The organism is Streptomyces coerulescens (assembly GCF_042657965.1).
GTDB lineage: Bacteria > Actinomycetota > Actinomycetes > Streptomycetales > Streptomycetaceae > Streptomyces > Streptomyces coerulescens.
The window spans coordinates 634,958-660,136 of sequence record NZ_JBHSKM010000008.1; the positions used below are offsets into that span (position 1 = coordinate 634,958).

Annotated in this window: 24 protein-coding genes; 9 read left to right on the plus strand and 15 right to left on the minus strand. The window is 69.9% G+C overall.

The window, feature by feature from the left end; translation table 11 throughout:
* Window positions 1-108: 108 nt before the first annotated feature.
* From ACFPQ9_RS17225 to ACFPQ9_RS17280, 12 genes are all read right to left on the minus strand, one after another.
* A complete protein-coding gene (locus ACFPQ9_RS17225) occupies window positions 109-504 on the minus strand; it encodes a YccF domain-containing protein (RefSeq protein WP_380853594.1) in 396 nt (131 codons plus the stop codon).
* Entirely contained in the window at window positions 501-1,361 is an 861-nt protein-coding gene (gene htpX / locus ACFPQ9_RS17230) for a zinc metalloprotease HtpX (RefSeq protein WP_030947608.1), read from the minus strand. The genes ACFPQ9_RS17225 and htpX overlap by 4 nt, the downstream gene beginning before the upstream one ends.
* A 242-nt stretch (window positions 1,362-1,603) precedes the next feature.
* The gene (locus ACFPQ9_RS17235; RefSeq protein WP_380853597.1) at window positions 1,604-3,127 is read right to left on the minus strand and encodes an NADH-quinone oxidoreductase subunit N; all 1,524 of its coding nucleotides are present in this window, start codon (window positions 3,125-3,127) and stop codon (window positions 1,604-1,606) included.
* Window positions 3,124-4,698 (minus strand): complex I subunit 4 family protein, encoded by a 1,575-nt coding sequence (locus ACFPQ9_RS17240; RefSeq protein ID WP_380853599.1) that lies wholly within the window; start codon window positions 4,696-4,698, stop codon window positions 3,124-3,126. The genes ACFPQ9_RS17235 and ACFPQ9_RS17240 overlap by 4 nt, the downstream gene beginning before the upstream one ends.
* Window positions 4,699-4,704: 6 nt before the next feature.
* Window positions 4,705-6,699: an NADH-quinone oxidoreductase subunit 5 family protein gene (locus tag ACFPQ9_RS17245; protein ID WP_380853601.1), complete on the minus strand. Its 1,995-nt coding sequence runs from the start codon at window positions 6,697-6,699 to the stop codon at window positions 4,705-4,707.
* The gene (gene nuoK, locus ACFPQ9_RS17250; RefSeq protein ID WP_030947598.1) at window positions 6,696-7,085 is read right to left on the minus strand and encodes an NADH-quinone oxidoreductase subunit NuoK; all 390 of its coding nucleotides are present in this window, start codon (window positions 7,083-7,085) and stop codon (window positions 6,696-6,698) included. The genes ACFPQ9_RS17245 and nuoK overlap by 4 nt, the downstream gene beginning before the upstream one ends.
* Complete coding sequence (locus tag ACFPQ9_RS17255; RefSeq protein ID WP_380853603.1) at window positions 7,085-7,810, minus strand: NADH-quinone oxidoreductase subunit J family protein; 726 nt, start codon at window positions 7,808-7,810, stop codon at window positions 7,085-7,087. Before ACFPQ9_RS17255 ends, nuoK begins: the two co-directional genes overlap by 1 nt.
* Window positions 7,807-8,358, minus strand: a complete 552-nt coding sequence (locus tag ACFPQ9_RS17260; protein WP_380853605.1) for a NuoI/complex I 23 kDa subunit family protein — start codon at window positions 8,356-8,358, stop codon at window positions 7,807-7,809. Before ACFPQ9_RS17260 ends, ACFPQ9_RS17255 begins: the two co-directional genes overlap by 4 nt.
* Window positions 8,359-8,360: 2 nt before the next feature.
* Window positions 8,361-9,329 (minus strand): complex I subunit 1/NuoH family protein, encoded by a 969-nt coding sequence (locus ACFPQ9_RS17265; protein ID WP_030947592.1) that lies wholly within the window; start codon window positions 9,327-9,329, stop codon window positions 8,361-8,363.
* Window positions 9,326-10,966: an NADH-quinone oxidoreductase subunit C gene (locus tag ACFPQ9_RS17270; RefSeq protein WP_380853607.1), complete on the minus strand. Its 1,641-nt coding sequence runs from the start codon at window positions 10,964-10,966 to the stop codon at window positions 9,326-9,328. Before ACFPQ9_RS17270 ends, ACFPQ9_RS17265 begins: the two co-directional genes overlap by 4 nt.
* The gene (locus ACFPQ9_RS17275) at window positions 10,963-11,727 is read right to left on the minus strand and encodes an NADH-quinone oxidoreductase subunit B (RefSeq protein ID WP_380853609.1); all 765 of its coding nucleotides are present in this window, start codon (window positions 11,725-11,727) and stop codon (window positions 10,963-10,965) included. The genes ACFPQ9_RS17270 and ACFPQ9_RS17275 overlap by 4 nt, the downstream gene beginning before the upstream one ends.
* A complete protein-coding gene (locus ACFPQ9_RS17280) occupies window positions 11,718-12,140 on the minus strand; it encodes an NADH-quinone oxidoreductase subunit A (protein WP_107904177.1) in 423 nt (140 codons plus the stop codon). The genes ACFPQ9_RS17275 and ACFPQ9_RS17280 overlap by 10 nt, the downstream gene beginning before the upstream one ends.
* Before the next feature lie 367 nt (window positions 12,141-12,507).
* Between ACFPQ9_RS17280 and ACFPQ9_RS17285 the strand changes: the two genes are divergently transcribed.
* The 5 genes from ACFPQ9_RS17285 (at window position 12,508) to ACFPQ9_RS17305 (ending at window position 19,463) form a co-directional block, all read left to right on the plus strand.
* Window positions 12,508-13,716: a sensor histidine kinase gene (locus tag ACFPQ9_RS17285; RefSeq protein ID WP_380853611.1), complete on the plus strand. Its 1,209-nt coding sequence runs from the start codon at window positions 12,508-12,510 to the stop codon at window positions 13,714-13,716.
* 130 nt (window positions 13,717-13,846) lie between these two features.
* The gene (locus ACFPQ9_RS17290) at window positions 13,847-15,211 is read left to right on the plus strand and encodes a sensor histidine kinase (protein ID WP_380853613.1); all 1,365 of its coding nucleotides are present in this window, start codon (window positions 13,847-13,849) and stop codon (window positions 15,209-15,211) included.
* 318 nt (window positions 15,212-15,529) lie between these two features.
* Window positions 15,530-16,189: a response regulator transcription factor gene (locus tag ACFPQ9_RS17295; RefSeq protein ID WP_280116610.1), complete on the plus strand. Its 660-nt coding sequence runs from the start codon at window positions 15,530-15,532 to the stop codon at window positions 16,187-16,189.
* A gap of 273 nt (window positions 16,190-16,462) precedes the next feature.
* Window positions 16,463-18,391: a 2-oxoacid:acceptor oxidoreductase subunit alpha gene (locus tag ACFPQ9_RS17300; RefSeq protein WP_380853615.1), complete on the plus strand. Its 1,929-nt coding sequence runs from the start codon at window positions 16,463-16,465 to the stop codon at window positions 18,389-18,391.
* The gene (locus ACFPQ9_RS17305; protein WP_380853617.1) at window positions 18,384-19,463 is read left to right on the plus strand and encodes a 2-oxoacid:ferredoxin oxidoreductase subunit beta; all 1,080 of its coding nucleotides are present in this window, start codon (window positions 18,384-18,386) and stop codon (window positions 19,461-19,463) included. Before ACFPQ9_RS17300 ends, ACFPQ9_RS17305 begins: the two co-directional genes overlap by 8 nt.
* A gap of 78 nt (window positions 19,464-19,541) precedes the next feature.
* Here ACFPQ9_RS17305 and ACFPQ9_RS17310 read toward each other — a convergent pair whose 3' ends face one another.
* The 3 genes from ACFPQ9_RS17310 to ACFPQ9_RS17320 form a co-directional block, all read right to left on the minus strand.
* Complete coding sequence (locus ACFPQ9_RS17310) at window positions 19,542-19,724, minus strand: hypothetical protein (protein ID WP_380853619.1); 183 nt, start codon at window positions 19,722-19,724, stop codon at window positions 19,542-19,544.
* Window positions 19,725-19,967: 243 nt separating this feature from the next.
* The gene (rarD, locus tag ACFPQ9_RS17315) at window positions 19,968-20,921 is read right to left on the minus strand and encodes an EamA family transporter RarD (RefSeq protein WP_380853621.1); all 954 of its coding nucleotides are present in this window, start codon (window positions 20,919-20,921) and stop codon (window positions 19,968-19,970) included.
* 237 nt (window positions 20,922-21,158) lie between these two features.
* Window positions 21,159-22,013, minus strand: a complete 855-nt coding sequence (locus ACFPQ9_RS17320) for an SDR family oxidoreductase (protein ID WP_380853623.1) — start codon at window positions 22,011-22,013, stop codon at window positions 21,159-21,161.
* An 89-nt stretch (window positions 22,014-22,102) separates the two neighbouring features.
* Between ACFPQ9_RS17320 and ACFPQ9_RS17325 the strand changes: the two genes are divergently transcribed.
* From ACFPQ9_RS17325 to ACFPQ9_RS17340, 4 genes are all read left to right on the plus strand, one after another.
* Window positions 22,103-22,510, plus strand: a complete 408-nt coding sequence (locus tag ACFPQ9_RS17325) for a winged helix-turn-helix transcriptional regulator (RefSeq protein WP_380853625.1) — start codon at window positions 22,103-22,105, stop codon at window positions 22,508-22,510.
* Between the two features lie 228 nt (window positions 22,511-22,738).
* Window positions 22,739-23,320: a DUF6082 family protein gene (locus ACFPQ9_RS17330; RefSeq protein ID WP_380853627.1), complete on the plus strand. Its 582-nt coding sequence runs from the start codon at window positions 22,739-22,741 to the stop codon at window positions 23,318-23,320.
* Between the two features lie 150 nt (window positions 23,321-23,470).
* Window positions 23,471-23,947 carry a VOC family protein gene (locus ACFPQ9_RS17335; RefSeq protein ID WP_380853629.1) on the plus strand — a complete coding sequence of 159 codons (477 nt, stop codon included), beginning with the start codon at window positions 23,471-23,473 and terminating at the stop codon, window positions 23,945-23,947.
* A 218-nt stretch (window positions 23,948-24,165) separates the two neighbouring features.
* Window positions 24,166-25,113 carry a M28 family metallopeptidase gene (locus tag ACFPQ9_RS17340; protein WP_380853631.1) on the plus strand — a complete coding sequence of 316 codons (948 nt, stop codon included), beginning with the start codon at window positions 24,166-24,168 and terminating at the stop codon, window positions 25,111-25,113.
* Window positions 25,114-25,179 lie beyond the last annotated feature (66 nt).

Consider the following 25,179-nt stretch of genomic DNA (forward strand, 5'->3'; position numbering starts at 1 on the left):
ATGCAAGCCGCCACTGACAATGGGGCCGGCCTGTGGACAACCGCCGGGTTGTGGAAAACCCTCGGCTGCCACTCGGGTCAGGCGCGGCCCCTCCTCCGCCCGGTCCGCCTACCAGCCCGCCGCGAACGGCCTGTCGGTCGGGACGATCTCGCGGCCCAGGGGGAACAGCGACACCGGGATCAGCTTGAAGTTGGCGATGCCGAACGGGATGCCGATGATCGTGACGCACAGCAGCAGACCGGTGACGATGTGGCCGAGGGCGAGCCACCAGCCTGCCAGGACCAGCCACAGGACGTTGCCGACGCAGGACGGGGCTCCCGCGTCGTGGCGCTCGACCGTCGTGTACCCGAAGGGCCACAGGGCGTAGACGCCGATGCGGAACGCGGCGATGCCGAACGGGATGCCGATGATGGTGATGCACAGCAGCAGGCCCGCGGCCAGGTAGCCGAGGAACAGCCAGAAGCCGCTCAGGACGAGCCAGATGACGTTCAGGATGGTTTTCACCGAGGACCAGCCATCCTCTCGAGCCGGGCGATTCGGTCCGCCATGGGCGGGTGTGTGGAGAACATCTTGGAGAACCCCTGACCTGGGCGGAACGGGTTGGCAATCATCATGTGGCTGGCGGTCTCGATGCGCGGCTCGGGCGGCAGCGGGAGCTGCTTGGTACCGGCGTCGAGCTTACGCAGCGCGCTGGCGAGAGCGAGGGGGTCGCCGGTGAGCTGGGCGCCGGACGCGTCGGCCTCGTACTCTCTGGAGCGACTGATCGCCAGCTGGATGAGCGAGGCGGCGAGCGGCCCGAGGATCATGATCAGCAGCAGGCCCAGGATGCCGGGGCCGTCGTCGTCATCGGAGCGGCCGATCGGGATCAGCCACGCGAAATTGACCAGGAACATGATCACCGAAGCCAGGGCACCGGCGACCGATGAGATCAGGATGTCGCGGTTGTAGACGTGGCTCAACTCGTGGCCGATGACGCCGCGCAGTTCGCGCTCGTCGAGTATGCGCAGGATCCCTTCGGTGCAGCACACGGCGGCGTTGCGCGGGTTGCGGCCCGTCGCGAACGCGTTCGGGGCCTCCGTCGGTGAGATGTACAGGCGTGGCATGGGCTGGCGGGCCTGGGTGGAGAGGTCGCGGACCATGCGGTACAGCCCGGGGGCCTCGAATTCGCTGACCGGCCGGGCGCGCATCGCGCGTAGCGCCAGCTTGTCGCTGTTCCAGTACGCGTAGGCGTTCGTGCCCAGCGCGATGACCACCGCGATGACGAGCCCCATGCGGCCGAAGAAACTGCCGATGACGATGATGATTGCGGACAGTCCCCCGAGGAGGACTGCGGTCCTGAGCCCGTTGTGCCGGCGGTGCACGGTACGCCCTCCAAGTGGTGCGGCAGGGGAACCCTTTACTGGTCGATCTGCGATGCCACCGGTGCCGTGGTGTCACGTCCAGTGGACCCTTCTGTACTGGTCAACGCCAGGCGAGGGCCACGGGTTCCCTGGTGCGTGCGGCGGCGGGCGTGGGCCGTACGGGTGAACGCGCCCGCGCCCGCGTGGGAGACGGGTTGTCCCACGCGCGCGTACGGAACGCCCCCCAGGCTCCGCCCCTGGGCTCAGAAGAGGCCGGTGTCGGTGAACCGCAGGATCAGCTGGGGGGCTCCGGACAGGACGATGCCGACGACTCCGGTGAGCGCCAGCGCGGCCGTGACCGGTGCGGGGGCCAGGTGCCGGACGGGCTCGCCCTCGGGGGCGCGGAACAGCAGGGCCGTCCACTGGAGGTAGTAGAACAGCGCGATCACCACGTTAATGGCCATGATCACCGCCAGCCAGCCGAGCCCGGCGTCGACGGCGGCGGAGAAGACGGTGACCTTGGCGAAGAGGCCGATGATGCCCGGCGGGAGTCCGGCGAGGCAGAGCAGGAAGAAGGCCAGGACCAGGGCGGACAGCGGGTTGCGCGCGTACAGGCCGCGGTAGTCGCTGATGCGGTTGAGACTCTTCGTACGGCCGACGAGTGCGGCCACCGCGAAGGCACCCAGGTTCACGGCGGCGTACATGAGGGCGTAGGCGACGGTGGAGCCGATGGAGCGCTCGGCGTCGTCGGAGTACGCGGCGGCGGCGATCGGCACCAGCAGGTAGCCGGCCTGTCCGACCGAGGACCAGGCGAGCAGGCGTACCGCGCTGTACGCGCGCGTGGCCTGCTGGCGCAGGGCGCCGACGTTGCCGACGGTCATGGTGAGGGCGGCCAGCGCGGCCATGGCCGGGCCCCAGACGTCTGCGTACGACGGCAGCGCGATGACCGTGACGAGGATCAGTCCGGTGAAGCCGACCGCCTTGCCGACGACCGACAAGTAGGCGGCGACCGGCAATGGCGCCCCTACATAGGTGTCCGGCACCCAGAAGTGGAAGGGCACGGCGGCCGTCTTGAAGGCGAAACCGATCAGCGTCAGGACGACGCCGGTCTGGACGAGGGTCTGGAGTTGTCCGTCGACGTCCTGGATGCGGTCGGCGATCTGCGTGAGATAGAGGGTGCCCGTGGAGGCGTAGACGAAGCTGATGCCCATGAGGCTGACCGCGGTCGCGGTGACCGAGGACAGGAAGAACTTCAGTGCCGCTTCGGAGGACTTGCGGTCGCCGTGCCGCAGGCCGACGAGGGCGAAGGCGGGCAGAGAGGCGACTTCCAGGGCGACGATGAGGGTCGCGAGGTCCCGGGAGGCAGGCAGCAGGGCGGCGCCGGCCGCGGAGGAGAGCAGCAGGAACCAGAACTCCCCTTCGGGGAGTCCCTTGTTGGCGTCCTTGAGCGCGGTGACCGACAGCAGGGCCGCCAGGAGGGCGCCGCCGAGGACCAGGAACTGGATGACGAGGGTGAAGCGGTCGGCGGTGTAGCTGCACAGGGCGTCGTCGCCTGCCAGGCAGAAGGCGGAGCGGTCGCCGTCCAGGAGGGGCAGCAGCAGAAGCGCGGAGGCGGCGAGGCCCGCCACGGACGTCCAGCCGAGCACCGCCTTTTTGTGCTCCGCGATGAACAGGTCGGCGACGAGGACCACGAGGGCGACGACCGCCGCGACGGTGGGCGGCGCGATGGCGAGCCAGTCGACGGACTGGACGAGGTTCGCGGCCAGTGGCTGGGCCAGGGAGCTCATCGGGTGCCTCCTGAGAGGAGCTGCTGCACGGCCGGGTCGGTGAGGCCGAGGAGGGTCTTCGGCCAGAGTCCGGCGACGACGGTGAGGGCGACGAGCGGGGTCCAGGCCGCGAACTCGTAGCTCTGGACATCGGCGAGCTTCGGGGCGTCCTGCGGTGCGGCGCCCATGCAGACGCGGCGGACCACGACGAGCAGGTACGCGGCGGTGAGCAGAGTGCCGAAGGCGCCGATCGCCATGAAGGTGAGGAAGGCCGGGCGGCTGAGTTCGGGGGCGGGCTCGAACGCGCCGAACAGCGCGAGCATCTCGCCCCAGAACCCGGCGAGTCCGGGCAGCCCGAGCGAGGCGACCGCGGCGAAGGCGAGCAGGCCGCCGAGGCGCGGGGCCTTGCCGTACAGCGCGGCGCCGGTCTGCTCGGCGAGGGCGTCGAGATCGGTGGTGCCCGTGCGGTCCTTCAGGGCGCCGACCAGGAAGAACAGCAGGCCGGTGATGAGGCCGTGGGCGATGTTGGCGAACAGGGCGCCGTTCACACCGGTCGGGGTCATCGTGGCGATGCCGAGCAGGACGAAGCCCATGTGGCCGACGGACGAGTAGGCGATGAGGCGCTTGAGGTCGCCCTTCGCGCCCTGCTTGGCGAGGGCCAGGCAGGCCAGGGATCCGTAGATGATCCCGACGACGGCGAAGGCGGCGAGGTAGGGCGCGAAGTCGGCGAAGCCGTCCGGGGTGATCGGCAGCAGAATGCGGACGAACCCGTACGTACCCATCTTCAGCAGGACGCCGGCCAGCAGGACCGAGCCGACGGTCGGGGCGGCGGTGTGGGCGTCGGGCAGCCAGCTGTGCAGCGGCCACATCGGGGTCTTGACGGCGAGCCCGATCCCGATCGCCAGAACGGCGATGACCTGCACGGATGTGGTCAGTGACCGGCCGTTGTCAGTGGCGAGTGCCACCATGTCGAATGTGCCCGCCTTGATTCCGATCAGGAGCAGGCCGAGCAGCATGACCACGGAGCCGAGCAGTGTGTAGAGGATGAACTTCCAGGCGGCCGCTGTCCTGCCCTCGCCGCCCCAGCGGGCGATGAGGAAGTACATCGGGATCAGGACCATCTCGAAGGCGAGGAAGAACAGCAGCAGGTCGAGGACGGCGAAGGTGGCGAGGGTGCCGGACTCCAGGACGAGCAGCAGTGCGACGAACGCCTTCGGGGTCGGGCCCGCGGGCATCTTGAAGTAGCTGTAGAGCGCGCAGAGGAAGGTCAGCAGCGCGGTCAGGACCACGAGGGGGAGGGAAATGCCGTCGACGCCGAGGTGGATGCGCACGTCGAGTGCGGGGATCCAGCTGATGTCCGTGCTGGCCTGCATCTTCGACGGCTGGTCGTGGTCGAAGCCGAGCGCGAGGACGATCGCCGCGATGAGCACGGCACCGGTGACGGTGACCCCGTGCCGAAGCACGGCCTGCTCGGGCGACTTCCCCTTCAGCCCGGGCGGGGCGGGCAGCAGAGCGGCGGCGGCACCGAGAAGCGGGCCGACGACGACGAACGCCAGAAGGAACTGCATCACGGACTCGTTGATATCGATCACGCCTGCTCACGCTCCCGTGGCGACGAGGACGGCGGCGACCGCGAGGACGACGGTGCCGGCGAGCAGCGCGCTCACATAGGTCTGCACATTGCCGGTCTGGGCGCGCCGGACGGCGATGCCGAGCCAGCGGGGTAGGGCGCCGGCGCCGCGTACGTAGGTGTCGACGACCTCGCGGTCGAGGAACCGGACGAGACTCGCGCCGCCCTGGACCGGGCGGATGAACAACGCCCTGTACACGGCATCGAGGTGGAAGCCGACGGCCGCGTGTCGGTGCAGCGGGCCGAGCAGCAACCGGCCGGGGTCCGCCGGGTCCGGTGCGTAGGCCACTCCCCCGTACACGGGCGCGTGGCTGGCGATGGCCTCGGCCTCGACCTGGGCGGCGTCGCCCTCCGGGTGGGCCGCGACCGCACCCAGCGGGACGCGGGCCGCGACCGAGGTGGTGTGCCGCCAGGCCGCGTACGTGACGATGCCGCCGACCAGAGCCACACCCGTGCCGAGGACGGAGGTGGTGAGGGTGGGGGTGAGGTCGCGGCCGTCGAACCAGTCGGGCAGCACACGGTAGGCGAACGCCCCGACCGCGAGGGACGGCACGGCGAGCACCCACAGCACGACGGTCATGGTCAGCGGCTGCCTGCCGTGGTCGGGGGCCTTGGCACCGTGGCCGCGGAAGGCGAGCAGCCACAGGCGCATCGCGTAAGCGGCGGTGAGCAGGGCCGTGACCAGGCCGGAGACGAGGACGAGCCAGCCCGTGGCGGCGGGGGCGTGCTCGGTGTGGCCGGTGGCGACATGCTCGGCGGCGCCGAGGACGGACTCCTTGGAGAAGAAGCCGCTGAACGGCGGGATCGCGGCGAGCGCGAGAAGCGCCACGGTCATCGTCCAGAAGGCGTCCGGGACACGGTCGCGCAGGTGGCCCATGCGGGACATGGCGGCCAGCGAGTTGGTGCCGGCGGCGTGGATGATCACGCCGGCCGCGAGGAACAGCAGCGCCTTGAAGGCGCCGTGCGACAGGAGGTGGAAGACGGCGGCACCGCGGTCGGCGACGGCGAGGGCGCCGGTCATGTAGCCGAGCTGACCGATCGTCGAGTAGGCGAGAACGCGCTTGATGTCGTCCTGGGCGAGCGCGGCGAGTCCGGAGCCGATCATCGTGACGGCGGCCATCGCGGCGAGGACGATCATCGCGGCCCGGGACGCCTCGAACACCGGGAGGAGACGGGCGACGAAGTAGACACCGGCGGCGACCATCGTCGCGGCGTGGATCAGCGCGGAGACGGGCGTCGGGCCCGCCATCGCGTCGGGGAGCCAGGTGTGCAGCGGGAACTGCGCCGACTTGCCCGCCACACCCGCGAGAAGGAGCAGGGCGATCAGGGTCGGGTTGTCGAGTCCGCCGTCCGCGACGGTGTCGAGGATCGTGGTGATGCGGAAGGACCCGGCGTCGGTGGCCAGCGCGAACAGGCCGATGAGGAAGGGGACGTCACCGAGCTTGGTCACCAGGAAGGCCTTGATGGAGGCGGCGCGGGCCTCCGGGGTCTCCCAGTAGTGGCCGACCAGGAAGTACGAGCAGATGCCCATGATCTCCCAGCCGACCAGCAGCACCATCAGGTCGCCGGAGTAGACGACGAGCAGCATCGCGGAGGTGAACAGGGAGACGAGCGCGGCGTAGGAGGGGTAGCGGGGGTCCTCGCGCAGGTAGCCGGTCGAGTAGATCTGCACGCAGGTGGCGACGACGCCGACGAGCACGGCGACCAGGGCGGCGAAGCCGTCGATGTGCAGGGCGAGTTCGATCGGGACCGAGCCGGTGGGCGTGAGTTCGGTGGCGGAGTTGATCGCCTGGCCGCCGCCCTGGCGCACAGCGACGACCGCGGCGAGCACGAGCGACGCGAGCGTCGGCAGGACGGCGAGCGGGCGGACGAAACCGGGGGCCGTACGGCCCAGGAGCAGGCCGGCCGCGGCGCCGAGAAAGGGAAGGAGGGGGACGAGTACGGCGAGGGTGGTCGTGGTCACGCGGTGGCCTCAGCCTTCTCGGCCTGCCCGGCGGTGAGGGCGTCGTGGTCGGGGCCGTCGGGCTCGTGGCCCTCGGCGGTGTCGCGGAGCTTGTCGATGTCCGAGGTGCCGCGGTTGCGGTGGACGGCGAGCACGATCGCCAGGCCGATGCCGATCTCGGCGGCGGCGATGGTGATGGTGAACAGGGTCAGGGCCTGGCCGGAGTGCAGGGTCTCCTCGGCGGCGCGGCTGAGCCAGACGTCGAAGGCGACCAGGTTGAGGTTGACGGCGTTGAGCATCAGCTCGACCGACATCAGGACCAGGATCGCGTTGCGGCGGGCGAGGACGCCGTACAGGCCGGTGCAGAAGAGGAGGGCGGAGAGTACGGCGGGATAGGCGAGATGCATCAGCGGGCGCCTTCCTGCTCGGCCGGGCTGGTTCCCTCGCCGCGGCCCTTCCCCTCGATCGGGTGATTGCGGGAATCCGGGACGGATGGGGAACTGCCGGTCGCTGCTCGGGAGTTCACAGGGGGAGAGCTCGACTCCGCCTTCGCCTTGCGGGACAGGACGATCGCGCCGACCAGGGCGGCGAGGAGGAGGACGGAGAGGGCCTCGAAGGGGAGGACCCAGTTCTGGAAGAGGCTCTCGCCGGTGGCGCGGGTGGAGCCGGCGGCGGGGCCGTCGAGATCGATCCAGGTCGTGCGGAAGGCGTCGACGACCACCCAGACCAGGGTGGCCGCGGCGACGACGGCCACGGTCAGGGCGGCCCAGCGGTTGCCGGAGTCTGCGTCCGGGGAGCGGCCGATGGGGGCCTTGGTGAGCATCAGGCCGAAGAGAAGGAGGACGACGACCGAACCGACGTAGATGAGGACCTGCACCCAGGCGATGAACTCGGCGGTGAGCAGGAGGTACTCGACGGCGAGGCCGCCTAGCGCGACGACCAGCCACAGGGCGGCGTGCACCAGTTGCCGGGTGGTGACCGTGACCAGGGCGGCGCCGAAGGTGACCAGGCCGACGAGGAGGAAGGTGATCTCGACACCGGTCGGTGAGAGGAAGCCGTGTGCTTCCGCTGCGGTGGTGGTCGTGATCGTGGTCGTGGCGTGTGCCGTCGCGGCGGCTGCGGCAAGGCTCACGACTCTCCCTCCCGCGGTTCCGCCTGGGCGGCCGCCAGCTTCTCGGCGGTCTTGCGGGCGGCGGCGATCTCCTTGGGCTCCTCCGCGGCGGGGTCAAGGGCGGGCGGGGCCGGGACCGTCCACATCCACTCGCGGAGCTTGTCGCGCTCGTGGGTGAGTTCGCGGATGTCGGTCTCGGCGTACTCGAACTCCGGGGACCAGAACAGCGCGTCGAAAGGACAGACCTCGATGCAGATACCGCAGTACATGCACAGGGAGAAGTCGATGGCGAAGCGGTCGAGGACGTTGCGGCTGCGCTCGCGGCCGCCCGGGGTCGCCGCCGGGACGGTCTCCTTGTGGGAGTCGATGTAGATGCACCAGTCAGGGCACTCGCGGGCGCACAGCATGCAGACCGTGCAGTTCTCCTCGAACAGGCCGATCACACCGCGGGTGCGGGGCGGGAGGTCGGGCTGGGTGTCCGGGTACTGCGCGGTGACGGACTTCTTCGTCATCGTGCGCAGGGTGACGGCCAGGCCCTTGGCCAGGCCGCTGCCAGGAATGGGGGCCATGGTTACTGGATCACCACCTTGACGACGCCGGTGAGGGCGATCTGGGCGAGGGAGAGGGGGACGAGGAGGGTCCAGGAGAGCTTCTGGAGCTGGTCCTCGCGCAGTCGGGGATAGGTGACGCGGAGCCAGATCACGATGAAGGCGAGGACGGCCGTCTTCAGCAGGGTCCAGACCCAGCCGAGGCCGTCGGCGCCCCAGGGGCCGTGCCAGCCGCCCAGGAAGAGGACGGTGGTCAGGCCGCACAGGACGACGATTCCGGCGTACTCGGCGAGGAGGAAGAGGGCGAAGCGCAGACCGGTGTACTCGGTGTAGGCGCCGAAGATGATCTCCGAGTCGGCGACCGGCATGTCGAAGGGCGGACGCTGGAGTTCGGCGAGTCCGGCGACGAAGAAGACGATCGCGCCGACGATCTGCCAGGGCAGCCACCACCACTCGAAGGCGTCGAGGATGCCGGGGAGGGAGACGGTGCCGGCCGCCATCGCCACGGAGGCGGCCGTGAGCAGCATCGGGAGTTCGTAGGCGAGGAGCTGGGCCGCGGTGCGCAGGCCGCCGAGGAGGGAGAACTTGTTGGCGGAGGCCCAGCCGGCCATGAGCGAGCCGAGGACGCCGACGCCCATCACGGCGAGGACGAAGAAGATGCCCGCGTCGATGACCTCGCCGACCGCGCCCTCGCTCGGGCCGATGGGGATGGCGAGGAGGACGAGTAGATAGGGGAGCAGCGCCACGGCGGGGGCGAGCTGGAAGATACGGCGGTCCGCGCCGGCCGGGACGACATCTTCCTTCTGCGCGAACTTCACGCCGTCGGCGACGAGCTGGGCCCAGCCGTGGAAGCCACCGGCGTACATCGGGCCGAGGCGGCCCTGCATGTGGGCCATCACCTTGTGCTCGGTCTGGCCGATGATCAGTGGGAACGTCAGGAAGACGACGAAGACGATCAGGAGTCGCAGGGTGACGTCGAGCGCGTCGTTCACTGCGGGCCTCCTGCGGAGTCAGGGCGGTCTGTGGGTTCTTCAGGGTCTGCCGGGTCCGTACGATCCGTGGTCTCGGGCTCTGCACGATCTGCCGAGTCGCCGTCGGGTTCCGGGGACTGATCGGGAGTGGCAGCCCGATCGGCTTCGGGTGCGGGCTCGGCGGCGCTGGCTGCCTCGCCGTGCTCGGACGACTCGGGGGCGGACTCCGGCTGCGGCTCGGGGGCGTGCCCCGGCTGCGACTCAGTGGCGGGGTCCGATTGCGGCTCGACCGCGGACCCCTGTTGCGGCTCGGCGGCGGGCTCCGATTGCGGCTCGGCCGCAGACCCCTGTTGCGGCTCGGCCGCGGACTCCGGTTGCCGCTCGGGCTCGGCCCGGCGCTTGGGCTCCGGCTCGTCGAAGGCGGGGCGGGCGTGGTGCCAGGGGGCGTCCGAGCTGCGGGGGGCCTTGGGGGGCGCCGACTCGTCGGAGGCGGACGCCGACTTCTCGGGGGTGGCGTCTTCGGATGCCGAGCCGTCAGACACGGCACGGTCGGCGGCCCGCCCATCAGACACGGCAGGTTCCGGTGCCTCCGCATCCGACGTGGCCCTCTGGCTCGCCGAGCCCTGCGAGGCACTGCGGGAACGACGGGGGCCTGACGGGGCCGCTCCGGACGCCGGACGTTGCGGCGCCGAGCCCTCGGACTCGCCCGCCTCGCCCGAAGTCTCGGCCCCGGCAGCACCAGCATCCTGGCTGACCGAACCCTGGGCCGCCGTACGAGCACGTCGCGCCGGAGCCACGCCCTCCGCCGCTCCAGCCGCCGGAGCCGTCTGGCTCGCCGAACCCTCGGCCGCCGTACGAGCACGCCGCGCCGGAGCCACACCACCCGCCGCGCCCTCCGCCGTGCCCTCGGGCACCGCCTGGCTGGCCGAGCCCTCCGCCGCCGTACGAGCACGCCGCACCGGTCGCTCCCCGGCCGCTCGCACTGGTCGCTCTCCGGCCGCTCGTGTCGGCCGGTCCCCCGTCGCTCGGGCAGGGCGGTCTCCCGCTGCTCGGGACGCGCCACGGGCCGGGCGGGCCGGGGCAGGGGGGAGTTGGCCCTTCAGGGGGCCCCATTCGTTCGGGTCGGGGACGCCCGGTGGGAGCATCTGGCGGCGCTTGGGGCCGCCGTGTTCGGACTCGCCGGGTTCCTTGGCGCCGGGCCAGGCCTTGGCGACGCGGGCCGCCAGGACGAAGTCCTTGCGGAGGGGGTGGCCCTCGAAGTTTTCGGGGAGGAGCAGGTGGTCCAGGGCCGGGTGGTCGGCGAAGACCACGCCGAACATCTCGTGCGTCTCGCGCTCGTGCCAGGCCGCGCCCGCGTACACGCCGACCGCCGAGGGCAGCGTCGGCGCCTCGTGCGGGACGGTCGTACGGACCAGCAGGCGCCGTACCGGCGACAGGGCCGCGACGTGGGCGGCGACGCGGAAGCCGGTGCCCGGTTCGTCGACCGCGCTCAGCCAGTCGAAATAGGTGCAGCCCAGCTCGTCGCGGGCCGCCTCGAGGGCGGCGATCCAGGAGGCCGGGGGTACGTCGACCGTCAGGACCTCGTACGACTCCTCGGCCGTGGCCTCGGGGCCGAAGAGGTCCTCGACGGGGGCGGGCAGCCAGCCGATCGTCGTCATCGGGCGGCCTCCCCCGCGCCGGAGTCATCGGGACCAGAAACAGCAGGACCGGCGGCCTCAGAACTGGAGGCATCAGAACTGGAGACATCAGAACCGGGGGTATCAGCCCCGGAGGCACCTGCACCGTCGGCACCCGCACCGTCGACGCCCGCGCCGTCGGCCCCCGGCGCCTGCGGCCCGCGCACCAACCCGCTCTGCAGTGCCGCCGCCGACGGTCGCGTCGACCCGCTGCCGTACCGCTCCCCCAGGGATTCGCGGGCGATCTTCTCCTGGAGTTTCAGGATGCCCTGGAGCAGCGCCTCGGGGCGTGGCGGGCAGCCGGGGACGTAGACGTCGACGGGGATGATCTGGTCGACGCCCTTGGTGACGGAGTAGGAGTCCCAGTACGGGCCGCCGCAGTTGGAGCACGCCCCGAAGGAGATGACGTACTTCGGCTCGGGCATCTGCTCGTACAGGCGCTTGACGGCCGGGGCCATTTTGTCCGTCACCGTGCCCGAGACGACCATGAGGTCGGCCTGGCGCGGGCCCGGCGCGAAGGGGATCACGCCGAGGCGGATGAAGTCGTGGCGGGCCATCGACGCGGCGATGAACTCGATCGCGCAGCAGGCGAGGCCGAAGTTGAAGACCCAGAGGGAGTAGCGGCGTCCCCAGTTGAGGATCACCTTCATCGGCTCCGGTGCGAGGCGGGCCAATGCGCCGAGGCGCTTCGGCTCCGGCAGCAGAACCGGCTGCTGCCCTTCGGTGTCTGGCGTCACGTCCATGCCAGAACGCCCTTCTTGTATGCGTAGAGCAGGCCCACGGCCAGGAAGCCGAGGAAGACGAACATCTCGACGAGCGTGGTCGCGCCGTAGCCCGGGTCGGCGAAGACCGTGGCCCAGGGGAACAGGAAGATCGAGTCGATGGCGAAGATCACGTACAGGAAGGCGTAGACGTAGTAGCGGACCTGGGTGTGGGCCCAGCCCTCGCCGACCGGGTCGACGCCGCACTCGTACGTCATGAGCTTCTCGGGTGTGGGGACCACGGGCCGCAGCAGGCGGCCCGCCCCGAAGGCGACGGCGACGAACAGCACGCCGATGACGGCGAGCAGTCCGACGACCGAGTAGGACTGGAAGTAGTCCGCCGAGACGACGACGTTGTGCGCATCCGCCGCGACGACGACGGTCTGATCCGACACGTCCGCCCCTCGCTCCCTGACCTCGTGACCGATGCCCCAGGAACAGGCCCTGGGACCAGTGTCCTGCGATATGTGATCTCGCGAACACCACTGTTTCCCGTTGAACCCGTGTTTCCCGTTGAACCCGTTCCACGTGAAACGACACTGTTCGACGATCTGTACGCACGGGAGTCTAGGCCCTGCTAAAGAGACCGTAAGCAGCCCGTCACGCCTTGAGATCTCGTCGAGACGCGCGACGCGCTGCGGCGCGGTCCGCGAGCGGTGTGCGAGCGGTGCGCCCGGTCGGACCCGGGGTGGGGTTTTCCCCCGGATATCGCGGCGGTCCGCTCCATGGCGCGGTGGCCCGCCGCGCGGCACGCTAGCCCATATGACCGAACGCCCCAGCCCTGCGAGGGACGCCTCCCGGCGGTCCGAACGCGAGCAGCAGCCGCTGCCACCGGCCCGTTTCGCCTATGACCGGCAGACCTGGAAGGAGATCGCCCACCTACTGGCGAACCTTCCGGTGGCCCTGCTCGGCTTCACCTATGTCGCGGTGGTGTTGTTCACCGGCGCCCTGCTGACGTTGACGGTGATCGGCTTCCCGCTGCTCGCCGCGGGCCTGGTGGGCGCGCGGCAGCTGGGCAAGCTGGAGCGGGCACGCGCGCGTGCGCTGCTGAACGTGGACGTGGCAGAGCCGAGCCCGCTGCCGCTGCGCGGTGGCAAGGACGGCTTCTTCTCGCAACTGTGGCTGGCGCTGAAGGACCCGGTCGGCTGGCGCACGATCCTGTACGACTTCATTCGCCTGCCCTGGGGCATTCTCACCTTCGTCATCGCGCTGACCTCGCTGTTCGTGCTGTGGCCGGTGCTGCCGTTCATCGCGCGGGGCCTGGCGAACGCGGACCGGGCGATGGTGCGCGGCCTGCTGTCGCCCTCCGACGAGCTGGAGCGCCGTATCGCCGAACTGGAGTCGGACCGGGGGGTCGTCGTGGACACGGCGGCCGCCGATCTGCGGCGCATCGAGCGCGATCTGCACGACGGCGCGCAGGCCCGGCTGGTGAACCTCGCCATGGGACTGGGTCTGGCCAAGGAGAAGCTCCTGGAGGACCCCGACGCGGCGGCCTCGATGGTCGAGGAGGCGCACGGCGAGGTGAAGCTCGCGCTCCAGGAACTGCGTGATCTGGCCCGCGGCATCCATCCGGCCGTCCTGACCGACCGGGGCCTGGACGCCGCCCTGTCGGCCGTGGCCTCGCGCTGCACGGTGCCGGTGAAGGTGACCGTCGATCTGGTGTCCAGACCGGTCGCGGCCATCGAGGGCATCGCCTATTTCACGGTCTCCGAGCTGCTTCAGAACGTCAGCAAGCACAGCATGGCGAAGTCGGCGTCGGTGGATGTGTGGCGGTCGGACGAGCGGCTGCTCATCCAGGTGTGGGACGACGGGCGCGGGGGCGCGAGCCTGGACGGCGGTACCGGCATGCGCGGGCTCGCCGACCGGCTGGACGCGGTGGACGGGCTGTTCGTCATCGAGTCGCCGCGCGGCGGCCCCACGACCGTGACGGCCGAGCTGCCCTGGCGGGACCGCACCCCCGGGCAGGGGTAGGGAAAACCCCCCGTTCAAGAGGCCGACGGCCTCCATGTTCCGTCGACCTGCGGTCGAGGAGGGTGGAGGTACGACGGCACGGCCCCGGCGACGACCGGGGCTGACGGGACGAGGAGAACGGACGACGCCGATGGCCACGGAGTACGGACAGGGTTACGGGCACGGGCTCGGTCTCCCCGAGCGCGGCCTTCCCGAGCACGACGGCGAGCGACGGCACCGGCTGCCGGCCGGGCTTCGGGCGCCGTTCGAGGCACGCAGCTGGCGCGAGTTCGGCTATGTGCTGCTGAGCCTGCCGATCAGCATCCTGCTGTTCGTGTACGCCATCACGATGGTGTCGCTGGGTGCGGGCCTTCTGGTCACGTTCCTCGGCATCCCGGTGCTGGCGGCCGGCCTGGCGGGCTGCCGCGGCTTCGGGGCGCTGGAGCGGGTACGCGCGCGTGCGCTGCTGGACCTGGAGGTGGCCGACCCGGAGCCGCTGCGGATGCGCCGGCGCGGCTTCATGGCGTGGATGGGCGCCGTACTGAAGAGCGGGGCGTCGTGGCGGTCCCTGCTGTACGCGGTGCTGCACTTCCCGTGGGCGGTGTTCTCGTTCGTCGTCGCCCTGAACGTGTGGGTGTACGGCTGGGCGCTGCTGACGTATCCGCTGTGGTTCTGGGTCTTCCCGATGTGGGCAGGTCAGGACGGCCTTCAGGTGTTCGGCGACGAGACCCACCAGATCTACCTCGACAACCCCTTCGAGATCACGGTCACCGCACTGGTGGGCCTGCTGTTCACGTTGGCCACGCCCTGGATCGTGCGGGCGCTGACGACGGTGGACCGGCTGATGGTGCACGGTCTGCTCGGGCCGTCCCGGCTCGTCACGCGCGTGGTGGAGCTGGAGTCCGACCGCGGTGTCGTGGTCGATACGGCCGCTGCCGACCTGCGGCGCATCGAGCGCGACCTGCACGACGGAGCCCAGGCCCGGCTGGTGGCCCTGGCCATGGATCTGGGCCTCGCCAAGGAGAAGCTGGCGGAGGACCCGCAGGCGGCGGCCCGGATGGTCGACGAGGCGCACGGCGAGGTGAAGACGGCGCTTCAGGAGCTGCGTGATCTTGCGCGCGGCATCCACCCTGCGGTCCTGACCGACCGCGGTCTTGACGCGGCCCTGTCGGCGGTGGCCTCGCGGTGCACGGTGCCGGTGGAGGTCCAGGTGGATCTTGCGGAGCGGCCGGTTCCGGCGATCGAGGGGATCGCGTACTTCACGGTGTCGGAGCTGCTCCAGAACATCAGCAAGCATGCGCGGGCCACGTGGGCGGCCGTGGATGTGTGGCGAGTGGAGAACCGGCTGATGTTGCAGGTCGTGGACAACGGCATAGGCGGCGCGGCCACCTCCGACGGCTCGGGCCTGTCGGGGCTGGCCGAACGGCTGGACGCGGTGGACGGGATCCTCGTCGTGGACTCGCCGGTCGGGGGGCCGACCCGGGTCACGGCGGAGCTGCCCTGGCGGACCGTGTAAGGGAGTAGTCGTTACAGCTGCTGTTGCTGCGGAGGGCGCCCGTTGATCGTGCGTCCGGTGAGGTGGGATCCGGCTCCGGTTGGTTCGGGGCCGGATTTCCGTGTGCCGGTTTTTCGTTCGTTTGCAAGCACTCCCGGAGCACGCGCCCCGAAGTCGCCCCCTTTGTGCCCACGCGATCCGAACCGCGGCGGGCAGGTTATCCACAGGCCCGGTACGGAAGAGCCGATCGCGGGATACTGAGGTCGCTAGGGACGACAGGGCCGGGGCGCGCTCGGCCGAACGCCAAGGCTCGGGGGGCCGAGGATCGTGGAGGACAGGGTGCGGGTGGTCATCGCCGAGGATTCGGTGCTGCTCAGGGAGGGGCTGACCCGGCTGTTGACCGACCGTGGGCATGAGGTCGTGGCGGGGGTCGGAGACGGCGAGGCGCTGGTCAAGACCATCACGGAGCTGGACGGCCAGGGCGAGCTGCCGGACGTGGTGGTCGCGGACGTACGGATGCCGCCGACGCACACCGACGAGGGAGTGCGGGCGGCCGTGCTGCTGAGGAAGGCACACCCCGGTCTCGGGGTACTCGTCCTGTCGCAGTACGTGGAGGAGCGGTACGCCACGGAGCTGCTGGCCGGCTCCAGCCGGGGCGTCGGCTATCTGCTGAAGGACCGCGTGGCCGAGGTCAGGGAGTTCGTGGACGCGGTGGTGCGGGTGGCCCAGGGAGGTACGGCGCTCGATCCGGAGGTCGTCGCCCAGCTGCTGGGCCGCAGCCGCAAGCAGGACGTGCTCGCGGGGCTCACCCCACGGGAGCGGGAGGTCCTGGGACTGATGGCGGAGGGGCGGACGAACTCGGCCATCGCCCGGCAGCTGGTGGTGAGCGACGGCGCCGTGGAGAAGCACGTCAGCAACATCTTCCTCAAGCTCGGGCTGTCCCAGAGCGACGGGGACCACCGGCGCGTGCTCGCGGTCCTCACCTACCTGAACTCCTGACGGGCTGACCCCGTGTCAGTGAAGTGGGTGACCGCGCCGCGGGCGTCCACCGGACGGACGCGAACACGGCAACCGAACAAACAACAGGGAGCGTCTTCAAGAGCAGTGCAGGGGGCGTGTAAGAGGTGACACATCAGGGTGGCCATCCGGCTCAAATCCGTGTCCGTCATGCGAATGGCCCAGGGAGGGCGACCTTTGCGGACGTAGGGTTGATCCTGGGAAGGCTTGCGGGAAGGCCGGCCCAGACAGCCGCCTCGAAGGAGGTCCAGTTCAGTGACCAGCCAGGTCAGTAGCCCATCGGAGCAGGCCGACGAAGCCGTCGTGGGAGAGCAGCGCAAACCGGCAGGGACGAAGGACGTCCGCCGGCTGGACCGAGTGATCATTCGATTCGCGGGGGACTCGGGCGACGGTATGCAGCTCACCGGCGACCGCTTCACGTCGGAAACGGCGACCTTCGGCAACGACCTGTCGACGCTGCCGAACTTCCCCGCCGAGATCCGGGCCCCCGCCGGAACCCTGCCGGGTGTGTCCTCTTTCCAGCTGCACTTCGCCGACCACGACATCCTGACCCCGGGCGACGCGCCGAACGTGCTGGTGGCGATGAATCCGGCGGCCCTGAAGGCCAACCTCGGCGATGTGCCGCGCGGCGCGGAGATCATCGTCAACACGGACGAGTTCACCAAACGGGCGATGCAGAAGGTGGGCTATGACGCCTCGCCTCTGGAGGACGGCTCGCTCGACGGCTACAGCCTCCACCCGGTGCCGCTGACGACCCTGACGGTCGAGGCGCTGAAGGAGTTCGACCTCACGCGCAAGGAGGCCGAGCGCAGCAAGAACATGTTCGCGCTGGGCCTGCTGAGCTGGATGTACCACCGTCCGACGGAGGGCACCGAGAAGTTCCTGAAGTCGAAGTTCGCCAAGAAGCCCGACATCGCGGCGGCCAACATCGCCGCTTTCCGCGCGGGCTGGAACTTCGGCGAGACGACCGAGGACTTCGCCGTCTCCTACGAGATCGCACCGGCGACGACGGCCTTCCCGGTCGGCACCTACCGCAACATCTCCGGGAACCTCGCCCTGTCCTACGGACTGATCGCCGCGTCCCGGCAGGCGGACCTGCCGCTGTATCTGGGCTCCTACCCGATCACCCCGGCCTCGGACATCCTGCACGAGCTGAGCCGGCACAAGAACTTCGGTGTACGGACCTTCCAGGCGGAGGACGAGATCGCGGGCATCGGAGCGGCGCTGGGCGCGGCGTTCGGCGGCTCGCTCGCGGTGACGACGACGTCCGGTCCGGGTGTGGCGCTGAAGTCGGAGACCATCGGCCTCGCGGTCTCCCTGGAGCTGCCGCTGCTGGTGATCGACATCCAGCGCGGCGGGCCGTCGACCGGCCTGCCGACCAAGACCGAGCAGGCGGACCTGCTGCAGGCGATGTTCGGCCGCAACGGCGAGGCGCCGGTGCCGATCGTCGCCCCGCGCACCCCGGCCGACTGCTTCGACGCGGCCCTGGAGGCGGCGCGGATCGCGCTGACGTACCGCACACCGGTGATGCTGCTGTCGGACGGCTATCTGGCCAATGGCTCCGAGCCGTGGCGGATCCCCGAGCTGGACGAGCTGCCGGACCTGACCGTGCAGTTCGCGCAGGGTCCGAACCACACCCTGGACGACGGCAGCGAGGTCTTCTGGCCGTACAAGCGCGACCCGCAGACCCTCGCCCGGCCGTGGGCGATCCCGGGCACGCCGGGCCTGGAGCACCGCATCGGCGGCATCGAGAAGGAAGACGGCACGGGCAACATCTCCTACGCGCCGGCCAACCACGACTTCATGGTCCGCACCCGCCAGGCCAAGATCGACGGCATCGAGGTGCCGGACCTGGAGGTCGACGACCCGCACGAGGCGAAGACGCTGGTGCTGGGCTGGGGATCGACGTACGGCCCGATCACCGCCGCCGTACGCCGTCTGCGCGCCGCGGGCGAGTCGATCGCGCAGGCGCATCTACGCCATCTGAACCCGTTCCCGCGCAACCTGGGCGCGGTACTCGGACGCTACGAGAAGGTGGTGATCCCCGAGATGAACCTCGGCCAGCTCGCCACTCTGATCCGGGCGAGGTACCTGGTGGACGCCCACTCGTACAACCAGGTCAACGGCATGCCGTTCAAGGCGGAACAGCTTGCCAAGGCTCTCAAGGAGGCCATCGATGCCTGAGACGTCCACGGAAGGCACGGGCACGATCGAGGCACTCTCGCTCATCCCCAAGGCCGAGGCACGCCAGTCCATGAAGGACTTCAAGTCCGACCAGGAAGTGCGCTGGTGCCCCGGCTGCGGTGACTACGCGATCCTCGCGGCGGTCCAGGGCTTCATGCCGGAGCTGGGCCTGGCCAAGGAAAACATCGTCTTCGTCTCGGGCATCGGCTGTTCGTCCCGCTTCCCGTACTACATGAACACGTACGGGATGCACTCCATCCACGGCCGCGCCCCGGCGATCGCGACGGGGCTCGCGACCTCGCGCCGGGATCTGTCGGTGTGGGTGGTCACGGGTGACGGCGACGCGCTGTCGATCGGCGGCAATCACCTGATCCACGCCCTGCGCCGTAACGTCAACCTCAAGATCCTGCTGTTCAACAACAGGATCTACGGCCTGACGAAGGGCCAGTACTCCCCGACCTCCGAGGTCGGCAAGATCACCAAGTCGACGCCGATGGGTTCCCTGGACGCGCCCTTCAACCCGGTGTCGCTCGCGATCGGCGCCGAGGCGTCCTTCGTGGCCCGCACGGTCGACTCCGACCGCAAGCACCTCACGCAGGTGCTGCGAGAGGCGGCGGCCCATCGGGGCACGGCGCTGATCGAGATCTACCAGAACTGCAACATCTTCAACGACGGCGCCTTCGAGGTCCTCAAGGACAAACAGCAGGCCGAGGAAGCGGTGATCAGGCTGGAGCACGGGCAGCCGATCCGCTTCGGTACGGACGGTTCGCGCGGTGTGGTGCGCGATGCGCAGACGGGTGATCTGAGGGTCGTGACGGTGACCCCGGAGAACGAGTCGCAGATCGTGATCCACGACGCCCATTCCGCGTCCCCGACCACTGCCTTCGCCCTGTCCCGCCTGGCCGACCCGGACACCCTGCACCACACCCCGATCGGGGTGTTCCGCTCGGTGGACCGTCCGGTGTACGACACGCAGATGGCCGACCAGCTGGACTCCGCGATCGAGCAGAACGGCAAAGGGGACCTGGCGCAGTTGCTGGCGGGCGGGGACACGTGGACGGTCGTGGGCTGACCGCCGACCGACCTATGAGGGCCCAGGTGTGCCACGGCATCCGGGCCCTCCGCGTTGCACGCCGCAGGGCCTTCCGCGTCAGTGCTCGGGGATGTCCCGCTTGGCGCGGACGATGGTCTCGCGCGTGATGACGACGATGCGCTCGCCGTCGGCCCGTGTCACACCCGGAGGGAGGAGGGCGTCCAGGTCATCAGTGGCCTCGGTGCCGATGACGGCGAAGTTTCCGTCGCTCAGCTCGAAGATATCCGGACATGTCTCCATGGTCCCGCTGCCCCGCAGCTTGGGTGGATCTCCGAGACGACGGACGACGCTGAGAGCGGGGAATCGCGGCACTGGATCATGCTCTCAGCTCGGGGCCTCGGCGTCTGCGATTTCGAGCTACTCCTCCCGGGGGAAAGCACCGTCGTCCCGCCACACAGGCCACCCGAACGGGTAACATCCCCGGCGTTCGAGGACGAGGCCCGTTGAGGACCGAAGCGGGAGTGTGGGGCCCGCAGCCCCAGGTCAGACGTCCACCGTGGTCGGCGCCGGCTTCTCGACCCTCGGCACCCTGATCTCGGCGGCCCTCAAGCGCCGCGCGTTGCGCCACGCGTCCGCCGTGAGCAGCGTCAACGCCAGCCACACCAGCGCGAACCCGGCCCACCGCTCGGCCGGCATGGCCTCGTGGAAGTACACGACGCCGATCAGGAACTGGAAGACCGGCGCCAGGTACTGCAGCAATCCGAGTGTCGAGAGCGGCACTCGGATCGCCGCCGCGCCGAAGCAGACCAGCGGCAGCGCGGTGACGGCACCGGCGGCCGCGAGCAGCGCCGCGTGCCCGAACCCCTCGGTGGCGAAGGTCGAGTTCCCCTGCGCCGTCAGCCAGGCCAGGTACCCGACCGCGGGCAGGAATTGGATCGCGGTCTCCGCGGCCAGCGACTCCACGCCACCGAGATTGACCTTCTTCTTCACGAGCCCGTAGGTGGCGAAGGAGAAGGCGAGGACGAGGGAGATCCACGGCGGCCGGCCGTACCCGACTGTCAGCACGATCACCGCGGTGACGCCGACGCCGACCGCAGCCCACTGCACGGGCCGCAGCCGTTCCTTCAGGAGCAGCACGCCCATGGCGATGGTGACGAGCGGATTGATGAAGTATCCGAGCGATGCCTCGACGACATGGCCCGAGTTCACGGACCAGATGTAGACGCCCCAGTTGACGGTGATCACGGCCGAGGCCACGGCGACCAGCGCCAGCCGCCGCGGCTGCCGGATCAGCTCACCCGCCCAGGCCCAGCGACGAACGACGAGGAGTACGGCCGTCACGAAGACGAGGGACCAGGCCATCCGATGGGCGAGGATCTCGACCGATCCAGCGGGTTCCAGCAGCGGCCAGAACAGCGGGAACAGCCCCCAGATCCCGTACGCCGCGAAGCCGTTCAGCAGACCTATGTGCCGCTCGCCCCTGGACTTTCCGGTCACGGCCCCTCCTTCACCCCTCACATGGCCGCGTCCCTACGTCGGCTCGCACGAAGGTAACGCCGAAAGCCCCCGCATGTCATGCCCGTATCGCCATACGGTCATGACATGCGGAGGTGGGAGCGCCCGGCGGGGGCGGGAGCCGGCTCCCCCGGGCCGATCCGCCGCGAGTTCCGCCGTGAATTCCGCCGTGAATTCCGGCGCGATGGGAGGCCCGGGAGAGGTCCGGAAGAGGCTGGGTCAGCCCTTCAGCGCGGCTGCGATCGCCTCGGAGATCGGCGTCGTCGGGCGGCCGGCCAGACGGGACAGGTCTCCGCTGTCGACGACCAGTTCGCCCTTCTCCACGGAGGCGTCCACGCCCGCGATGATCGCGGCCACGGGCTCCGGAAGCCCGGCGCCGGCCAGGATGCCGGTGAAGACCTCGACGGTGACGGGGTTCTCGGCGATCCCCTTGCCGGTCTGCCGGCTCAGCTCGGCGGCGTACTCGGCGAAGCTCCAGGCGGTGTCGCCGCCCAGCTCGTACGTCTGGTTCTCGTGCCCCTCGCCGGTCAGTACGGCGACGGCGGCGGCCGCGTAGTCGGCGCGGGAGGCGGAGGAGACACGGCCCGCGCCGGCGGCGTGGGTGACGGCGCTGTACTCCAGGACCGGGGCGAGGTTCTCGGTGTAGTTCTCGTGGTACCAGCCGTTGCGCAGCAGGGCGTACGGAAGGCCGGACTCCAGCAGCGCCTTCTCGGTACCCCGGTGATCGTCGGCGAGGGCGGCCGTGAGGCTGCCGGGAGCGCTGGTGTAGGCGAGCAGGGCGACGCCGGCGGACTTGGCGGCGTCGATGACGACCTTGTGCTGGCCGACGCGGTCGTTGCCGACCTCGCTGCCGGATATGAGGAGCACCTTGTCGCCGGCCGCGAAGAGCCCGTCGAAGGTCTCGGGGGCGCTGTAGTCGGCGACGGCGAGGCGCACGCCGCGTTCGGCCAGGTCGGCGGCCTTCTCGGGGGTGCGGACGACGGCGGTCACCTGGTCGGCCGGGACCTTCTCCAGCAGCTGCTCCACGACGTGGCGGCCCAGGTGTCCGGTGGCTCCGGTGACGACGATGCTCATGATCAGAACTCCTTGTGGGGTGCGGTGGCACTAACCCTAGGAGGTGCGCTAACTCATCGAAAGTACCCACTTTGAAGTAAGGTACTGACATGGCAGTAAGTGACGTGCTGGGCGTGACCGCCAGCAAATACGACACCGGTGAGCAGATGTGCCCGCACCGACTGGTGCTGGAGCACGTCACCAGTCGGTGGGGTGTTCTGGTCCTGATCGAGCTGCTGGACCGCCCCTACCGCTTCAGCGAACTGCGCCGGGCGATCGGCCGGGTCAGCGAGAAAATGCTGACCCAGACACTCCAGACTCTGGAACGCGACGGCTTCGTCCACCGCGACGCCAAGCCGGTGATCCCTCCGAGGGTCGACTACTCCCTCACCGACCTGGGCCGTGAGGCGGCGGAACAGGTGCGGGGGCTTGCGCTGTGGACCGAGGTGCGGATGGCGGAGGTACAGAAGGCGCGAGAGGTGTACGACGCGCGAAAAGGCGGCTCTGATCAGGGGTGATGTGACTCCCCGGGCTTCGTCGGCAGGAATGTGTACGGCGCCTGGGGGCACACATATGTCAGGGCGTTGGTCGACATGCGAGACACGTCCTTCCATGCGCCCCCTCTCCGCCTCCCGCGCCACCTTTGACCGGCGGGCAATGTGGAGGCGGAGTGCTACGCCCAACCGCGCACCCGCCCACGCTCCTCCTTCGGTGCGCGGTCACCGGATCCAGGGGGATTACTTGACATGGCCACACAGATTCCGGCCGCGCGGGCCAGCAGGATCGGTTCTGCGCTGGTGGCGGGACTCGGCCTGGTGCGTGCCTTCTTCGCCCGTGGCACCCGGCGCCGACGCCAGGAGGAGATCCTGCTGGACCTGCTCCGGCAGCTCACGCTGATGACCGAGGAGATTCACCGGGCGAACCTGATTCAGCAGTACCGGCTCACCCTCGACCAGATGGACCGGGCGATCGACGACCCCTCGCTGGCCGACGCGGGGAGCACGCTGACCGGCCTCCCGGTGGCCAAGCGCCGCCAGATGATCTTCGCCAATCGGGAGTACGGGAGCCTGCTGATGGCTCACCGGGTCGGCCTGTACGACTGGGAGGAACTCAAAGGGCACCTTCGTGTGCTGTGCCGCAACAAGCTGTTCGCCGAGTACTGGGACCGCACGGTCGAGCACCGGAGGTCTCTGCCCGCGGAGTCGATCGAGGCGCGTGTCGGCGCCGTCGTCGACGTGATGATCGAGGAGTTGGCCGATGATCCGGAGGAGTGGTGGATCGTGGGGCCGTCGTCGTCCGGGCGTTCCGGGGGGTCGGGCGGCTCCTGACGGCCGTCACCTTCCGCGAGGCGTTCTCTGACGGGCTGAAATACCAGAACCGGCGTGCGGGGTACTGGCACTGGACTGGGACTGGGACCGAGATGCACCGCCCGGCGATTCCTGTTGCGCCCCGCTCCCTCGCCCCATTTGAGTGGTCGCATGACTCAGGAACCCGCGACCGCACCGGCGCCCCTGCACTGGAAGCTCGTCATCGACTGCGCCAACCCCCAGTCCCAGGCCGACTTCTGGGCCGCCGTGCTGCACTACGAGGTCGAGGACAACAACGCCCTGATCGACCGGCTGCTGGAGCTCGGTGCGCTGCCGCGCGAGGCCGTCGTCGAGTTCCACGCCCGGCTGGCCTTCCGGGACCTGGTGGCCGTACGGCATCCCGACGACCCGTACGACAAGGACAGCGGCACCGGGTTGGGGCGGCGGCTGCTGTTCCAGCGCGTTCCGGAGGAGAAGACCGTCAAGAACCGGCTGCATCTCGATGTGCACACGGCCGCCGGGGAACGCGAGAGCGAGGTCCAGCGGCTGGAAGGGCTGGGGGCGAGAGTGCTGCGGCAGATGCGGGAGCCGTCCGGGGAGTGGGTGGTGATGGCGGACCCGGAGGGCAACGAGTTCTGCGTGCACTGAACCCCAGGAGGACTCAAAAACTCAAGGACTCAAGGACTCAAGGGCTCAAGGACTCAAGGGCTCAGGGACTCGGGGGCTCGGGGACTCAGGGTTTTCCCTATACGAACATTCCGTCCGAATAGCGCTCTTGACGGAGAGTCAAGCTCACCCTCACCATCCAGGCACCCCATTCACTGAGGAATCCCGGTGATTCCCCAAGGAATTCGGAGCCCCCCACCATGAAGCTCTCCGTCTCCTGGCGCGCGTCGGCGGTAGCCGCCGTCGCGACCGCCACTCTCCTGACCAGCGGATCCATAGTCGGCGCGGCGCCCAGAGCCGAGGCCCTGGCCGCCGCGCCCGACATCCCCGTGGCCGGCGTCAAGGCCCACCTCACCCAGTTCCAGTCCATAGCCACCGCCAACGGCGGCAACCGCGCCCACGGCCGCCCCGGCTACAGGGCATCCCTCGACTACGTGAAGGCCAAGCTGGACGCCGCCGGATACACGACGTCCATCCAGCAGTTCACGTCCTCCGGCCGCACCGGCTACAACCTGATCGCCGACTGGCCCGGCGGCGACACCAACCAGGTCCTGATGGCCGGCTCCCACCTCGACAGCGTCTCCTCCGGCCCCGGCATCAACGACAACGGCTCCGGCTCGGCGGCGGTCCTGGAGACCGCGCTCGCCGTGTCACGGGCCGGCTACCACCCCACCAAGCATCTGCGGTTCGCCTGGTGGGGCGCGGAGGAGCTGGGGCTCGTCGGCTCCCGCTACTACGTCAACAACCTCTCCTCCGCCAACCGCGCGAAGATCAGCGGCTATCTGAACTTCGACATGATCGGCTCGCCCAACCCCGGCTACTTCGTCTACGACGACGACCCCGCGATCGAGAAGACCTTCAAGGACTACTACGCCGGCCTCGGCGTCGCGACCGAGATCGAGACCGAGGGCGACGGCCGCTCCGACCACGCGCCGTTCAAGAGCGCCGGCGTGCCGGTGGGCGGCCTGTTCACGGGCGCCAGCCGTACGAAGACCGCGGCGCAGGTCGCCAAGTGGGGTGGTACGGCCGGGCAGTCCTTCGACCGCTGCTACCACTCGTCCTGCGACACGACGTCCAACATCAACGACACCGCCCTCGACCGCAACAGCGACGCCGCCGCCTACGCGGTGTGGGAGCTGTCGGAGTAGTACACCGGTCCGCCGGCACCGGCCCAATGCCACCGGCTGGCGGCTGGCGGCTGGCGGCTGGCGGCT

What these genes read in the sequence shown, in the direction of transcription:
- ACFPQ9_RS17235 (WP_380853597.1), bottom strand. Translation starts at nt 3,127, where the DNA reads ATGAGCTCCCTGGCCCAGCCACTGGCCGCGAACCTCGTCCAGTCCGTC.
- ACFPQ9_RS17270 (WP_380853607.1), bottom strand. Translation starts at nt 10,966, where the DNA reads ATGACGACGATCGGCTGGCTGCCCGCCCCCGTCGAGGACCTCTTCGGC.
- ACFPQ9_RS17275 (WP_380853609.1), bottom strand. Translation starts at nt 11,727, where the DNA reads ATGGACGTGACGCCAGACACCGAAGGGCAGCAGCCGGTTCTGCTGCCG.
- ACFPQ9_RS17325 (WP_380853625.1), top strand. Translation starts at nt 22,103, where the DNA reads ATGGCAGTAAGTGACGTGCTGGGCGTGACCGCCAGCAAATACGACACC.
- ACFPQ9_RS17260 (WP_380853605.1), bottom strand. Translation starts at nt 8,358, where the DNA reads ATGGCCCCCATTCCTGGCAGCGGCCTGGCCAAGGGCCTGGCCGTCACC.
- ACFPQ9_RS17330 (WP_380853627.1), top strand. Translation starts at nt 22,739, where the DNA reads ATGGCCACACAGATTCCGGCCGCGCGGGCCAGCAGGATCGGTTCTGCG.
- ACFPQ9_RS17320 (WP_380853623.1), bottom strand. Translation starts at nt 22,013, where the DNA reads ATGAGCATCGTCGTCACCGGAGCCACCGGACACCTGGGCCGCCACGTC.
- ACFPQ9_RS17305 (WP_380853617.1), top strand. Translation starts at nt 18,384, where the DNA reads ATGCCTGAGACGTCCACGGAAGGCACGGGCACGATCGAGGCACTCTCG.
- ACFPQ9_RS17290 (WP_380853613.1), top strand. Translation starts at nt 13,847, where the DNA reads ATGGCCACGGAGTACGGACAGGGTTACGGGCACGGGCTCGGTCTCCCC.
- ACFPQ9_RS17285 (WP_380853611.1), top strand. Translation starts at nt 12,508, where the DNA reads ATGACCGAACGCCCCAGCCCTGCGAGGGACGCCTCCCGGCGGTCCGAA.
- ACFPQ9_RS17340 (WP_380853631.1), top strand. Translation starts at nt 24,166, where the DNA reads ATGAAGCTCTCCGTCTCCTGGCGCGCGTCGGCGGTAGCCGCCGTCGCG.
- nuoK (WP_030947598.1), bottom strand. Translation starts at nt 7,085, where the DNA reads ATGCATCTCGCCTATCCCGCCGTACTCTCCGCCCTCCTCTTCTGCACC.
- ACFPQ9_RS17335 (WP_380853629.1), top strand. Translation starts at nt 23,471, where the DNA reads ATGACTCAGGAACCCGCGACCGCACCGGCGCCCCTGCACTGGAAGCTC.
- ACFPQ9_RS17310 (WP_380853619.1), bottom strand. Translation starts at nt 19,724, where the DNA reads ATGGAGACATGTCCGGATATCTTCGAGCTGAGCGACGGAAACTTCGCC.